12 protein-coding genes are annotated in these 13,872 nt (G+C 58.6%); 7 read left to right on the forward strand and 5 right to left on the reverse strand.

Annotated elements, in window-relative coordinates:
* Positions 1-23 precede the first annotated feature (23 nt).
* Positions 24-1,418: a dihydrolipoyl dehydrogenase gene (gene lpdA / locus AC2FFE_RS08185; protein ID WP_496817447.1), complete on the reverse strand. Its 1,395-nt coding sequence runs from the start codon at positions 1,416-1,418 to the stop codon at positions 24-26.
* A gap of 215 nt (positions 1,419-1,633) precedes the next feature.
* Here lpdA and AC2FFE_RS08190 point away from each other — a divergent pair, with 215 nt between their 5' ends.
* Complete coding sequence (locus tag AC2FFE_RS08190) at positions 1,634-2,068, forward strand: hypothetical protein (protein ID WP_496834330.1); 435 nt, start codon at positions 1,634-1,636, stop codon at positions 2,066-2,068.
* On the opposite strand, the gene AC2FFE_RS08195 is transcribed toward AC2FFE_RS08190, so the two are convergent.
* From AC2FFE_RS08195 to AC2FFE_RS08210, 4 genes are all read right to left on the reverse strand, one after another.
* A complete protein-coding gene (locus AC2FFE_RS08195; protein ID WP_496817445.1) occupies positions 2,065-2,640 on the reverse strand; it encodes a DUF924 family protein in 576 nt (191 codons plus the stop codon). The two genes, AC2FFE_RS08190 and AC2FFE_RS08195, sit on opposite strands and share 4 nt — an antisense overlap.
* A gap of 109 nt (positions 2,641-2,749) precedes the next feature.
* A complete protein-coding gene (locus AC2FFE_RS08200; protein WP_496817444.1) occupies positions 2,750-4,021 on the reverse strand; it encodes an MFS transporter in 1,272 nt (423 codons plus the stop codon).
* Positions 4,022-4,134: 113 nt separating this feature from the next.
* Complete coding sequence (queA, locus tag AC2FFE_RS08205) at positions 4,135-5,181, reverse strand: tRNA preQ1(34) S-adenosylmethionine ribosyltransferase-isomerase QueA (protein ID WP_496817443.1); 1,047 nt, start codon at positions 5,179-5,181, stop codon at positions 4,135-4,137.
* 44 nt (positions 5,182-5,225) lie between these two features.
* Positions 5,226-8,612 carry a YhdP family protein gene (locus AC2FFE_RS08210; RefSeq protein ID WP_496846377.1) on the reverse strand — a complete coding sequence of 1,129 codons (3,387 nt, stop codon included), beginning with the start codon at positions 8,610-8,612 and terminating at the stop codon, positions 5,226-5,228.
* A gap of 68 nt (positions 8,613-8,680) precedes the next feature.
* Between AC2FFE_RS08210 and AC2FFE_RS08215 the strand changes: the two genes are divergently transcribed.
* The 6 genes from AC2FFE_RS08215 to aqpZ all read left to right on the forward strand — a co-directional run bounded on the left by AC2FFE_RS08215 (position 8,681) and on the right by aqpZ (position 13,766).
* Positions 8,681-9,142, forward strand: a complete 462-nt coding sequence (locus AC2FFE_RS08215; RefSeq protein WP_496817441.1) for a peroxiredoxin — start codon at positions 8,681-8,683, stop codon at positions 9,140-9,142.
* 87 nt (positions 9,143-9,229) lie between these two features.
* Positions 9,230-10,048, forward strand: a complete 819-nt coding sequence (locus AC2FFE_RS08220) for a ferritin-like domain-containing protein (RefSeq protein ID WP_496817724.1) — start codon at positions 9,230-9,232, stop codon at positions 10,046-10,048.
* Positions 10,049-10,223: 175 nt separating this feature from the next.
* Complete coding sequence (locus AC2FFE_RS08225; protein ID WP_496817440.1) at positions 10,224-11,552, forward strand: DUF5930 domain-containing protein; 1,329 nt, start codon at positions 10,224-10,226, stop codon at positions 11,550-11,552.
* Positions 11,542-12,042: a bactofilin family protein gene (locus tag AC2FFE_RS08230; RefSeq protein ID WP_480497582.1), complete on the forward strand. Its 501-nt coding sequence runs from the start codon at positions 11,542-11,544 to the stop codon at positions 12,040-12,042. The genes AC2FFE_RS08225 and AC2FFE_RS08230 overlap by 11 nt, the downstream gene beginning before the upstream one ends.
* A gap of 110 nt (positions 12,043-12,152) precedes the next feature.
* Positions 12,153-12,962 (forward strand): M90 family metallopeptidase, encoded by an 810-nt coding sequence (locus AC2FFE_RS08235; RefSeq protein WP_496817439.1) that lies wholly within the window; start codon positions 12,153-12,155, stop codon positions 12,960-12,962.
* 114 nt (positions 12,963-13,076) lie between these two features.
* Positions 13,077-13,766: an aquaporin Z gene (gene aqpZ, locus AC2FFE_RS08240; RefSeq protein ID WP_496817438.1), complete on the forward strand. Its 690-nt coding sequence runs from the start codon at positions 13,077-13,079 to the stop codon at positions 13,764-13,766.
* Positions 13,767-13,872 lie beyond the last annotated feature (106 nt).

Raw genomic sequence — 13,872 nt, forward strand, 5'->3', positions numbered from 1 at the left:
GACGGGGGCAGAGCCCCCTTCCCTCACATGTGGATTACGCGCCCATAGGCATCCAGCACGGCTTCGTGCATCATCTCTGACAAGGTCGGATGCGGGAAGACGGTGTTCATCAGGTCCTCTTCCGTGGTCTCCAACTGGCGGCCAACCACATAGCCCTGTATCAGTTCCGTGACTTCTGCACCAATCATATGCGCACCCAGCAGTTCTCCCGTCTTGGCGTCAAAGACGGTTTTGATCAGACCTTCGGGTTCGCCCAATGCGATGGCCTTGCCATTGCCGATGAAGGGAAAGCGACCGACTTTGATGTCGTAGCCCAACTCTTTGGCTTTGGCCTCACTATATCCGACCGAGGCGACCTGAGGCTGGCAATACGTACAGCCTGCGATGCTTTCGGGCTTTACCGGATGCGCATGCTTGCCCGCGATCAGGTCCGCGACCATGACGCCTTCGTGGCTCGCCTTATGCGCCAGCCAAGGCGCGCCTGCGATATCGCCAATGGCATAGAGACCCTCGACGCCGGTGCGGCAATATTCATCCGTGATCACATGTGTCCTGTCGATTTTCACACCCAGAGCCTCAAGCCCAAGGTTTTCGACATTGCCGACGATACCAACAGCTGAGATCACGGTGTCGAAATCGTGTTTCTCGATCTTGCCCTTCACCTCGATATGCGCGGTGACTTTGCCTTTGGCGCGGTCTAGTTGCTTAACCATCGCCTTTTCCATGATGGTCATGCCTTGTTTGGTGAAGGCTTTCTTGGCAAAGGCACTGATCTCGGCATCTTCGACAGGCAGCACGCGATCCATCACTTCGACCACGGTCGTATCCGCACCCAGTGTATTGTAGAAGCTGGCGAATTCGATACCAATGGCGCCGGACCCGATAACCAGCAGCTTCTTGGGCATCCGCGGCGGTTGCAGCGCATGTTTGTATGTCCAGACCAGATCACCATCGGCCTCCAACCCCGGCAATTCACGCGCACGCGCGCCGGTGGCCAGCACGATATTCTTGGCCGTCAGCTCTTCGGTGCCTTTGTCGGTTTTGACAGTGACCTTACCTTTGGCGGGGATCGTCGCCTCCCCCATCACGACGGTCACTTTGTTTTTCTTCAACAGGTGTCCGATGCCGCCCGAAAGCTGCCCCGCTACACCGCGAGACCGTTTGACGACTGCGTCCAGATCATATCCGATCTTGTCCGCCTTCAGGCCAAAATCCTTGGCGCGCTCCATCAGGTGAAACACCTCAGACGAGCGCAGCAGCGCCTTGGTCGGGATACAGCCCCAGTTCAGGCAGATGCCGCCCAGGTGCTCTCGTTCTACCACGCAGGTCTTCAGACCCAACTGCGCGGCGCGGATTGCAGCGACATAGCCTCCCGGACCAGCCCCGATAACGATCAGATCAAAAGATTGTGCAGCCATGTGTCCCTCTCGGCGCAGGTCGAACGAAATTTAGTTTACCATTAAACTACTTTTCAAAGCGCATCAACACAGCACATCCGCGACAAAAGCGACGCGGAGAACCAGCAGCGGAAAGGCGCTGTTTTCAGCCTATACCCGGGACTGCCCAAAGGCTAGAACAGAAGAGCCTTGGGCGGTTTCACAGTCTCAACCCCAGTTTATTCGAAAGGCTTACCATGGCCAAAACATTGAAAGATCTTTTGCTCGCACTGCTCAATGCCACCCTAATCCTGGTGGCACTTTGCCTGTTCCTGGGCTGGAAGCTGGCTTCGAGTGTGGAAAACATCTCGGCGAATTTTTCGGATGTCACTCAAATCGTTGCGCCACTGCGCGACGAAGCGCAGGGCATTCGCGGAGAGCTTGCAGCCCTGCGCAGCGAACTGGCGGCTCTGCCAACGGATGGCAGCGCATTGGATACAGCCACCGTGCAGCGTATTTCCGCGACCCTGAACCGTTTGGACGCGATTGAAGACAATTTGAAATCTGCTCAGACCCGGTTCTCCGACCTGGCCGAAGAACCTGATGTGTTGGTAGAGACGGCCATCACCACCGCAGGCGATGTGATCGCCGAGAAGGTTCTGGCCATTCGCGGATGCGTGCCCGAGGATTAACCCCCGGCCTGCAACTCCCGCACCGTCGAGCCGTAGCCGCCCATGCTGACATATGCCATTTCATGTTCGGTGGAGTGGCGCGACAAAGCCTCGTTCCGATAAGGGAAGCGACCAAATTTGCGGATCACCTCGCGATGGGCGCGCGCGTGCAGCAGATTGCTTGGGTCGCCGCTAAGGTTCTGGCAAATCAGGCGGACACAGCGTTCCTGATCACACAGGTTTTCCGAATGCATCATCGGCAGATAGAAGAACTGCCGCGCCGGTTCGTCGATCTTAAGGTCCCAGCCTTTATCTACCGCGCATTTGGCTGCGGCCAGCGCTGCCCGATCGGTTGAAAAGGCCCGGGCACTGCCCCGGAACATGTTGCGTGGAAACTGGTCGGTCAGAATGATGTATGCCAAGGAACCGCTGGGATAAGTCAGCCAAAGCGAGAACTTGCCTTCGCTCGATGCTTCCCATGTCTTCAGGAAGCGGTCGCGGATTTTTGCGTCCAAGGCGTCATCCTGCAGATACCAGCCATCTGGACCAACTTCATCTAACCAAAAACTCAGTACGTCTTCAGGCCCTACCATTGCCCTTAACTCCGTCTTGTGCCCTCCCCAGGGACGTAACGTCATTTATGGCCATTTTACAGATTTGTGACAGTAAAATATTGCAACATTTGCGACATATTTTCGTGTCCTAAGCCGTTTCTTGCGCATCCTGTTCGGCTTCGGCGGCTTCGATGGCAACTTCTTGTGCAACTTCAAACGCCACGGGCGAGGCTGTGGGATAAAGCGGCGACATCGAACCGGTCTCGTCGACAGGAACAGTCGGGCGTTGCGTGGTCCGGTAGAGCGCATAGATCGCGGTCATGAACAGCAAAGCAGCAAGGAACAGGAAAAAGCCCTGCGGGCCAAAGACGTCATCGCCCATCAGCCAACCGGTGATCAGCGGGCCTGTAACAGCGCCCAAGCCGTTGATGAACACCAGTCCGCCGGACGCGGCGGCCATGTCTTCATGTTCCAGAAAATCATTCGCATGTGCGATCAGTAGTGAATAGAGCGGGTTTGACAGCCCACCTATGACAAAGGCCGAGCCCAGCAGAATAGGATAGGTCACGCCATAGATCATGCCGACCGCGGCACCTACTCCGCCAGCGACCGAAACCAGCGTGATCAGCAGGCGGCGGTCCATCCGATCCGAGAACCAGCCGAGCGGGTATTGGAAGACAACCGCGCCCACATAAAACGAGGCCACAAAGGTCGAGATTTCGAACAGCGACAAACCGGCCCGCGCGCCGTAAACCGCCGACATGCCAAACTGGGCCGAAAACACGCCGCCCAACAGGAACATGCCTACACAGGCCAGGGGTGATTTATCCAGCAACTCGCGCAATGTCATCGGCTTTGTTGAATCAAACGCAGGCGTTGGCGAGATCGACAGCAAAATCGGGGCAAAAGAGATGGAAACCAAAATCGAGGCAATGACAAAGGTCTGATAACCAGCCGGATCCCCGAGCAGAACCAGACCTTGCGCACTGATGATGCCGGTCATCTGAACGATCATATATAGAGACAGAGCCTGACCGCGGTTTTCATTACTGGCCGCGTTGTTCAACCAGCTTTCGGCGGTCACATACACGCCCGAGAAACAGAACCCGATCACAACGCGGCCCAGCACCCACGCAATCGGGTCGGTCAGCATCGGATACATGATCATGACCGCCGAGATGAACGAGGCCAACGCCGCAAAGACCCGCACATGGCCAACACGGCGGATCATCTCGGGTGCCAGACGCGATCCACCCAGAAAGCCCACAAAATAGGCGGACATTACAAAAGACATCTCAAGCGTCGAGAACCCTTCGATCTCGCCTCGCACACCCAGGATCGTGCCCTGCAGGCCATTGCCGATCATCAGCAACCCCATTCCGAGCAACAGCGCCCAAGCGCTGGACAGGACCTGAAACATTGGGGCCTCCGATGAAATGCCGATCAGATATTGGATTCGTTGGTGGAATCAAAAACCACCACAGTCGCGCTTGTCTACGACATTCCTGTCGCTTGCCGTCTGAAACGCGGCCCTCACGGGATCAAAAGCGACGAATCCCCATAAGAGAAAAAACGGTAACTCCGAGCGATTGCATGATCATAAACCCGACGCATGCGGTCCTGCCCCATCAACGCAGAAACCAACATCAACAACGTTGATTTAGGCAGGTGGAAATTGGTCATGAGTGCGTCAGTCACATGGAACTTGAAACCGGGATAAATGAAGATGTCGGTCTCACCTTCCCAGGCTGCGATCTGTCCGCCGCGCGCGGCGCTTTCGATCAGACGCAGGGCTGTGGTGCCCACCGGGATAACGCGTCCGCCTGCGGCTTTGGTCGCCCTGATCTCAGCAGCGGCTTCGGGGCTGACCCTGCCCCATTCCGCATGCATTTTGTGGGTGGTCACGTCCTCGACCTTTACCGGCAGAAACGTACCTGCGCCCACATGCAATGTCACATGGCTGAAGGTGACACCGCGCACGGTCAAAGCCTGCATCAGCGCGTCATCAAAGTGCAGTGAGGCGGTTGGTGCGGCCACGGCACCCGCGTTTTGGGCCCAGATGGTCTGGTAGTCGGTTTTGTCCTGCTCATCCGCCGGGCGTTTGGCGGCAATGTAAGGCGGCAGTGGCATCGCACCCGCCTGTTCCAAAGCCGCGTCGAAGTCATCGCCTGTCAGGTTGAACCGCAGACAGGCTTGACCATCCTCAACCCGATCCAACACCGCTGACAGATCATCTGAAAAGACAATCTCCTCTCCTGGTTTCACCTTTTTCAAAGGTTTGACCAACGCGGTCCAGCAGCCATCTGACTGCGGCTCCAGCAAGGTTGCTTCGATCGCGGCAGAGACTGGACCCTGCGCACTGTCACGATGCCTGCGACCGCTCAACCGCGCCGGGATCACCCGTGTGTCGTTCAGTACAAGGCGATCGCCGGGCTGCAGCCAATCGGGCAGATCGAAGACATGGCTATCAGTGACGACATCCCCTTGCGCGATCAGCAAACGCGCTGAAGATCGCGGAATGGCGGGCCGTGTGGCAATCAGGTCTTCGGGCAGGTGGAAATCAAAATCGCTGAGTTTCATGGCGGCGCCTTACAAGGCCAGGACAGATTCGGCCATATCCCGGATCAGTTGTCCCGAGGCGGCGATCCAAAGGTCCGCATTGGCTCATCCGGTTTCTGGCGCTGCGCATTCGGCCCGTCCGACACGGTGGGTGCCGGCGGACGCAACAGATTGCGCAGGAACAACGGGGCCAATCCGGACAACGGGTTCACTGACACTTTCGGCGCGCTTAGTGGGCCGGTGAGAGAGTAGTTGAAACCGATGATCCCCTCACCCTTGCGGGTCAACACGCTGCCGATGGCATTCACCAGATAGATCGGTGAGATTGCACCCCGCAAATTCAGCCTGCCGTTCACCGTGTCAATGATGCCGTCAAAAGACAGCCCCATGGACGGGCCGACGGCGCTGCCGCTTAGCACTTTGATTTCGGTCGGTGTCAGCCGCATCCGGCTGTCGATGGATGAGAAGAAGATGCCCTGCCCCGCCATCTCATCCAGCAGGCCAACAAGGCTGATAGCATTCAGCAGCGCCGCCATGGCCGGGGCGTCGGTGATGCGAGTGTTCACGATCTTGAGGATTACGTCATAGCTGTCGGGCGCGGTCACCGGCTCAAGTTGCAGGTTCAGCTCGCCCCCCTTTGCTTGCGTCAGCACCCCGGCAGCGCGCAAAACGGCCCCTGCGTCGTCAGAGGTCAGGCTCACAGCGCTGCGATTGCCGCGCGGCGTCACCTGCCCCTGAACCGCAGCGTCCCCGTTCACGCGCGCCCGAAAGCGTCCATTGACCCCGCCGGTGGTTTGAAACACCCCCTTAAATCCGGTCAACGCCACGGTTTCGGTGACCTGCAACCGATCCAGCGTGACATCCACCTGTGAACCCTGGCCTGAACCGCCTTCGGCCCCGTTGCTCGCGCCGAATTGCGCGCGGCCCAGGTTCAGCACGCCCCCCAACACGCGAATATCGGGCGGCCCCGTCTCGCGCCCGATCAGCACCGCCGGGACGGCCAGCCAATCGCCTAAGTCAAACGAGCTAAAGCTGACGCGATCAAACGCCCCGTCTTCGCGGAAGGAAATCGCACCATTGGCCCGCAACCCCGCCGCATCCAGTTGCAAGCTGTTGACGCTCAGTTGATCCCCCAAGGTCGCGTCGGCGCTCAGCGTTCCGGTGCTGCCCGCCGCTTTGCGCCAGCTGAGTTCCGGGATGGCGAGCGCAACACCCCGCAGATCAGACCTGGCCGACAGTTTTGGAGGTTCCCCCGCACCGATCCCAAGCGTGATATCGGCCGTGCCTTTGCCTGTCAGCATCCCGCGTGGCAGGCCCGCCTTCAGCGTTTCCATCAGTTTGGGAGACAGCTCAATCTGACCGGTCAATTCGCTGCGCTGCGCAGTTTCGCCATCGATGGGTTGCCGCCAGATAGCCTCGATCGGCACATCGCCAAACCGGCCCGGTCCTGCGATCAGAACGCCGGTTTGATCGCCACTGAGGCGCAGGGTATCAGCGGTAACGGAAAATCCGGGAACCAGCCGGTCGCTGCTTAGGTTGTCCAGATTGCCATCGAAATGGAACTGAGTGTCCTGAAACTTTAGCTCTTTTTTCAACGGCAAGGATAACGTGCCACTCAGTGCAACGGAACCACCGGCCAGATCAACCGGCAAATTGGCTTTGCTCAGCAAAGACAGCGGCGGTCGATCCAGCAGCGACAGCGCGGCTGTCACACTGCCCGATGCCTTGATCCGGGCGATGGCCGGGGCGGATTTCTTGATATCCGTATCCGGAATAATGAAGGACGTCCCTGACGCATCCACCGCGCCACCTGCATCCGCAACGACAACCCCGCTCTGTGCCGTCGCGGTAAACCTGTTGTTTATCAGGATGGCCTGTCCTTGCGCGTTTTCAATCGGGGGCAGCGTTTTGACAAACCGGATCGTTGCGTCTTCGAACCCGAAATCCAGATAAAGGTCCGGTTTCGATCCGGGTCGCAGGCGCAGCGCGAAATCCATATCCGAGAGCTTGCCCTGATACAGGTTCTTCGTGACCCATTCGCGTGGCTTCGGGGCCAGACGTTCAGGCCAATAGCCAAGCACCTGATCCGAAGTCATGCGATCCAGATGAGCGTCCAGATCGACAGACCAGCCATCCTCAAGGCCGATTAGCTCACCTGATGCGCGCACGCGATGTTCGCCGTCTTCGACGGTTATCTGCCCAAGGCGCAGCTTGAACGGCGCAAAGGTCATTTTGAAATCAAGATCCGCCTGCCGCAGCTTCAATGCCTCGGGGAACAGCCCCGCCGGGTTGGCATCTATGCCGGTGAAGCGGAGCTGCGCATCAAGGCTGTCGAGCGTACCGTTTTCGACGCCTTGCAAATAGGCCTTACCGGAGGCCTGCACCGACCCCCAAGCCGAGACAACCGATACTTCGTTAAAATCGATCTCCTGTCGCGTGGGCTCATAAGTGAAATAGGTCCGGGCCGAGTCAAACGGAACCGGGCGCGTTTCAGGTGTCGGCTGCACCACACCGGCGCCGAGATTGAGCGTTGCAAACAGCGGGCCCACCGCGCCGTCGCCATCGATGCTGCCACGCAAAGCGCCCGAGATTGGCGTGCGTAAGACCTGCAGCCATGCCAGCGCAGGGCTTTGGCCATAGACATCTTCGGCAGGTAGATCCGTGATCGTGACCCCGAACCGCGCCTCGGGTGTGCCCAGAACGCTCGTGTAATTGGCCTCGATCCCGCTGACAAAATCGCGCCCAGATAGCACCGAGAACCCGGTTGCCAGTCGCATCTCGTTGTCGTTGCGGGTGATCTGGATATGCCCGCCATCCATGATCCAGGACCGACCCAGTCGCAGATCCCGATAGTCCAGCGTAATCGCATCCAGCCGGACAGATGTCAGCGCTGAGAGCATCGGAGACAAAAAGACATCATCCGAGGTTTCGATCAGCTGCGCCAGATTGGGGGCCTGCTGAACCGGTGAACTGTCCGTGCCGACCGTGAGGGTCAGCGCCCCATCCAGCCCCCGCGTCAACGAAATCTGAGCACCGCTCAGCAAGATGCGCTTGGGACGTACATTGCCGCGCAGCAGCGGGCGCATGGCCAGGCTCGCCCGCATGTCCGACACTTGCGCGATTTGCTGGCCTGCCGCATCCGCGATGCTGACATCGGTCAGGCGCAGGCGTGGGCGCCAGCCTTCATTGATGATAAAACTGACATCGCCAAACCGAACCTGCAGCCCGCCAAGGCTTTGCTCCAGCCGCGCTTCGACCCGATCCCGCACCCAGGCCGGGGCGTGCACACGCTGACCGATCAGCATAAAGCCTGCAACCAGCGCCAGCACCACCAGCAGCACGGCCCCGCGCATGGCCCAGAGCCCTGTAACCCTGCGGCGCGAGCGGCGACGCGGGGCAGGTTCCGGCGGATCGCCCCCTTGCTGTTCCTGCTGCGCTAAATTGCTGTCCACGCCTTTTAACCCGCTGATATCGCCCTATGATGTCGGGCAGCCCTTAAAACCCTACTGCGGAGTTTCCAATGCCCGACATTTCAGACATGGCCCCCGATTTCACCCTGCCTCGTGACGGAGGCGGCGAAGTCACCCTATCGGACCTGCGTGGCACAACCGTCGTTTTGTTTTTCTATCCCCGCGATGATACGCCGGGCTGCACCAAGGAATCCATCGGTTTCTCGGAACACCTTCAGGCCTTTGCCGATGCGGGTGCTCAAGTTTTTGGCATCTCGCGCGACAGTGTTGCCAAACATGACAAGTTTGTCGCCAAGCACGGGCTGACGACGCCGCTTTTGTCCGATGAAAACTCGATCGTCTGCGAAGACTATGGCGTTTGGGTTGAAAAGAATATGTATGGCCGCAAATCAATGGGCATCGAACGGTCCACATTCATCATCGACGGCGAAGGCCGCATCGCGCAGCTTTGGCGCAAGGTCAAAGTGCCCGGCCATGTTGATGCCGTGCTGGATGCTGTTCGGGCGATGTAAGCCCCTCGACCCCGGCGGCCATCCGGTTTATGCCGCAGCCCTGCAATTATCAGGCGGAGCGTTCCCGTGCCAAAAACACTGACCCAGATGGCCACCGAGGTTCTGACAACAGCGGATGGGCGAGAAAAAACCGCCCTTTCGAAACGCCACGCCGCGGCCTGGTTTGACGCCCGCAAGGGTGAGGCCGAGGCGATCGAGATCGGCACCACAACGCCCCCGTTGCAACCTGCGCGCCCGGACAAACCCGAATTGCTGTCTCCTCGCGAAGTGCCCAAGCGCAAACCAGGAACCGAGGCCGGGCGGATCGCCCTGCTGCACGCCGTAGCTCATATCGAACTGAACGCGGTTGATCTGCATTGGGATATCATCGCCCGGTTCGGACATGTCCCTATGCCCATCGGTTTCTATGACGATTGGGTGAAATGCGCCGAGGAAGAGTCGCGCCATTTTGAAATGGTCTGCGACTGCCTCGAACAGATGGGCAGCTCTTACGGCGCCCTGCCCGCCCATGCGGGCATGTGGCGTGCGGCCGAAGACACGGCAGAGGACCTGATGGGGCGTCTGGCCGTCGTGCCCATGGTGCTGGAAGCCCGCGGGCTGGACGTGACACCAGGCATGATCGACATCTTCCGCAAGGCCAAGGCGGATCAGGCCATCGCTTCGCTGGAAGTGATCTACGCAGAAGAGGTCGGGCATGTGGCCTATGGGTCCAAATGGTTCCATTTCCTTTGCGGGCGCGAGAATGCAGACCCCAAGGATGTGTTCCACACGTTGGTACGACGTTATTTCCACGGCGCCCTAAAACCGCCCTTCAACGAAGAGAAACGCGCCGAGGCCGGATTGCCACCGGATTTCTATTGGCCCCTCACCGAAGACTTACCCCAGCCTGGCACCGTCTCAGATTGATCCGAAGGGGTTAATTTCGGCAAATTCCTGCCGATGACACGGGGTAATTCCGCAAGCTTCGCATCAAATTGGTCAGCAAACTTGCCCGATGTCCCGGTCCGCTTTATGAAATCCCCCCAAGGGACGGAGATTGCACCACGACCGGTCCCGATCTTGGGGATGAGAGGTAAGACGCGTGAGAACACGTCTGGCAATAAAGTTTCACTCATGGCTTGAACGCCGTTTCCCGGAACGTCGGGTTTTTCTTAAATCAGATCAGGACACCCGGTTTATCCGGCTCAGCTCCGAAACGCAGGTGATTGCCGTTGCCGGTGTTGCAGTGATTGTTGGCTGGACCGCCCTGTCGACCGCGATCCTGCTGATGGATAGCATTGGTTCAGGCAACTTCCGAGAACAGGCGAAACGCGATCAGGCCACCTATCAGGAACGGCTGAACATATTATCGGCTGAACGGGACGCCCGCGCACAGGAAGCGCTGGCCGCACAGGACCGGTTCAATGCGGCCCTTGCGCAGATTTCAGCAATGCAATCGGAACTGCTGGCTTCAGAAAACCGCCGCCGCGAATTGGAAACCGGGATCGAGGTGATCCAGACCACCTTGCGCTCGACCATGAAACAGCGCGAAGAGGTACGCACCGAACTGACCGAGCTGAAGAAGGACAGCGACGGAACAGGGATGTATCTGGCGTCGGTCGGCGACCCGGCGCAGATGGAATTCATGACCGACGCTTTGGCACGCACCGCCGAAGAACGCGACCAGATCGCCGCCGACGCGCAGACCGCACTGGATCAGCGCGACGAGTTGGAACTTGAAATCCGCCTGATGCAGGAACGCAGCGACGAGATCTTCCGCCAATTGGAAGAGGCGATGGTGATCTCGGTCGAGCCTCTGGACAAAATGTTCCGTCAGGCAGGCATGCCAACAGATCGTATCATCGAAGAGGTCCGGCGCGGATATAGCGGTATGGGCGGTCCGCTGACCCCTTTATCCTTCAGCAGCCGCGGCGATGAAGAGCTGACGGCTGACGAAATCCGGGCCAACAAACTGCTGCAACAGATGGATCAGTTGAACCTGTACCGTCTGGCTGCCGAAAAAGCGCCTTTTGCCAATCCCGTGCATTCCGCCGTGCGCTTTACCAGCGGTTTCGGCTCGCGCCGCGATCCAAAAACCGGCGGTCGCCGGATGCATAATGGCGTCGATTTTGCAGGTCCGCAGGGCACCGATATCTTTGCGACGGCCGATGGGGTGGTCACCCATGCCGGCTGGCAATCGGGCTTTGGCCGCCTTGTGAAGATCAAACATGCCTTCGGGATTGAGACACTTTATGCCCATAACACCAAGATCAACGTGAAGGTCGGCCAAAGGGTCTCGCGCGGGGATCATATTGCTGATATGGGTAGCACCGGACGGTCCACCGGCACGCATCTGCACTATGAAGTGCGCGTGAACGGTAAACCTGTAAACCCAATGACTTACATCAAGGCTGCGAGAAATGTTTTCTAAGAGCAAAATCAACGAGCCCGCATCCAAGGAAACTGAGGCGGCGAAACCTGCTGCTCCGGCGACCCCGGCGGCCCCTGCCCCATCCGAGACCAAGGCCAGCACCGCGCCCAAACCAAAGCCGCCCGCATCGGTTCTGTCTTCGGACCTGCATATCACGGGCAACATCAAGACAACCGGCGACATTCAGGTTGAGGGCACTGTCGAAGGCGACATCCGCGCGCATCTGTTGACCATTGGTGAAACCGCGACCATCAAGGGCGAAGTCACCGCCGATGACGTTGTGGTCAATGGCCGTATCGTGGGTCGCGTGCGTGGTCTGAAGGTGCGCCTGACATCGACCGCACGTGTCGAAGGCGACATCATTCACAAGACCATCGCCATCGAAAGCGGCGCGCATTTCGAAGGTTCGGTCCAGCGTCAGGACGATCCGCTGAACCCCGGTCGCAGCGGCAAATCTGGCGGCAACCCTGCGGCGGATGTCAAGCAGTAAGCCAGACGCGAAACAGATGTCTGAAACGCCGTGGGACGATCCCGCGGCGTTTTTCTTTTGGCACTCGATTTGCGTTTCCCGCCGGGCAGGAACTGGCATAGGGTCGGATCATGTTGATTTTCCTGAGCCTTGTCGCCCTGATCACCTGTGCCATCGCCTTCTACCTGTGGTCGCGCAGTCAAGCCCGCGCCCGGCTGCTGGCCACGACGCTGACCGCCTCGGAACGTCAGGTGCTCGAGACCATGGTGCCAATAGTACGGCGGCTGCCACCCGATTTGCGCAGCAAGCTGGACGGCAAGATGACCCTGTTTCAGGATCAGGTCCGCTTCTTTGGCTGTGACGGGCTTGAGGTCACGGAAGAGATGCGCCTTTCGATTTCGGCTCAGGCCTGCCTTCTGGTTGTGAACACCGAGATGTGGTTCGACAATCTGACGACTATTCTGATCTATCCGAACGCCTTCAAATCCCGCCAACACAGGCGCAGCGGCTACGTCGTGACGGAGAAAGAAATCGTTCGCACCGGAGAAAGCTGGAACCGGGGCCCGGTGATCCTATCCTGGGCGCACAGCCAGCAAGGCGCGATGAATGATCACGACGGGCACAACGTTGTCTTTCATGAATTTGCGCATCAAATCGATGATCTGTCCGGCGGCACAGATGGCGTACCCGTTCTGAGCCGAGGGCAGAGCTATGCCGATTGGGAGCGCGTTTTTGTCACCGCCTACGATGCCCATGTCCACGCGGTTGAAACCGGAAGGCCCACTGTCATCGATCCCTATGGCGCCGAAGGGCATGAAGAGTTTTTCGCGGTCTCGGTCGAAGTGTTCTTTGAACGCCCAAACGCGCTGAAAGACAGTGTGCCCGAGGTCTACGAACAGCTCTCACTGCTGTTTCATCTGGACCCAGTCAGTTGGACTTAGCGAACTACGCGTTACATGTGACAAGTTCCACGGAAATCTCCCCGTGCCTGCAAATTTAACAAAGGGCATTTTCTGGACTAAACTCAAACCCATTGGTTTATCGGAGGAGTTTTCATGTCATCAAAACTTATGGCCGAGTTCTTCGGCACATTCTGGCTGGTTCTGGGCGGATGCGGCAGCGCAGTTCTAGCCGCTGGTGTGGCAGATGTGGGCATCGGATGGCTGGGTGTATCCTTCGCCTTTGGCCTAACAGTACTGACCATGGCCTATACGGTTGGCCATATCTCGGGCGGGCATTTTAACCCGGCGGTCAGCCTGGGGCTGATGATCGGTGGGCGGTTTCCGGCCAAAGACCTGTTGCCCTATTGGGTCGCTCAGGTCATCGGCGCCATCGCGGCAGCCGTCGTTCTGTATCTGATCGTCAGTGGCGCGCCCGGTTTTGAGGGCGTCGGCGGATTTGCCTCGAACGGATATGGCGACGCCTCGCCCCAAGGCTATTCCCTGATGTCCGCCTTGGTGATCGAGATCGTGCTGACCGCGTTCTTCCTGCTGGTCATCCTGGGTGCGACCTCAAGTGGCGCGCCTGCCGGGTTTGCCCCGATTGCCATCGGTTTGTGCCTGACGCTGATCCACCTGATCTCGATTCCGGTGACCAACACATCGGTGAATCCGGCACGGTCGACCGGTGTTGCGCTGTTTGCCGATGGCCCGGCCCTTGCTCAGTTGTGGCTGTTCTGGGTGGCGCCGCTGATTGGTGCTGCAGTTGGTGCATTGATCTGGAAGGTGATGTCACCCGACGATTGAATCCGAAAAGTACACGGCGCGACCAAGGGGCCGCGCCGTTCGATCTGATACAAGACACACATTCCGTCGGAATTCCCGCCCTGATAACTGACCGGTTGAATTCCGA

This window comes from Ruegeria sp. YTSA168, from assembly GCF_059610045.1.

What these genes read in the sequence shown, in the direction of transcription:
- lpdA (WP_496817447.1), bottom strand. Translation starts at nt 1,418, where the DNA reads ATGGCTGCACAATCTTTTGATCTGATCGTTATCGGGGCTGGTCCGGGA.
- AC2FFE_RS08190 (WP_496834330.1), top strand. Translation starts at nt 1,634, where the DNA reads ATGGCCAAAACATTGAAAGATCTTTTGCTCGCACTGCTCAATGCCACC.
- AC2FFE_RS08195 (WP_496817445.1), bottom strand. Translation starts at nt 2,640, where the DNA reads ATGGTAGGGCCTGAAGACGTACTGAGTTTTTGGTTAGATGAAGTTGGT.
- AC2FFE_RS08200 (WP_496817444.1), bottom strand. Translation starts at nt 4,021, where the DNA reads ATGTTTCAGGTCCTGTCCAGCGCTTGGGCGCTGTTGCTCGGAATGGGG.
- queA (WP_496817443.1), bottom strand. Translation starts at nt 5,181, where the DNA reads ATGAAACTCAGCGATTTTGATTTCCACCTGCCCGAAGACCTGATTGCC.
- AC2FFE_RS08215 (WP_496817441.1), top strand. Translation starts at nt 8,681, where the DNA reads ATGCCCGACATTTCAGACATGGCCCCCGATTTCACCCTGCCTCGTGAC.
- AC2FFE_RS08220 (WP_496817724.1), top strand. Translation starts at nt 9,230, where the DNA reads ATGGCCACCGAGGTTCTGACAACAGCGGATGGGCGAGAAAAAACCGCC.
- AC2FFE_RS08230 (WP_480497582.1), top strand. Translation starts at nt 11,542, where the DNA reads ATGTTTTCTAAGAGCAAAATCAACGAGCCCGCATCCAAGGAAACTGAG.
- AC2FFE_RS08235 (WP_496817439.1), top strand. Translation starts at nt 12,153, where the DNA reads ATGTTGATTTTCCTGAGCCTTGTCGCCCTGATCACCTGTGCCATCGCC.
- aqpZ (WP_496817438.1), top strand. Translation starts at nt 13,077, where the DNA reads ATGTCATCAAAACTTATGGCCGAGTTCTTCGGCACATTCTGGCTGGTT.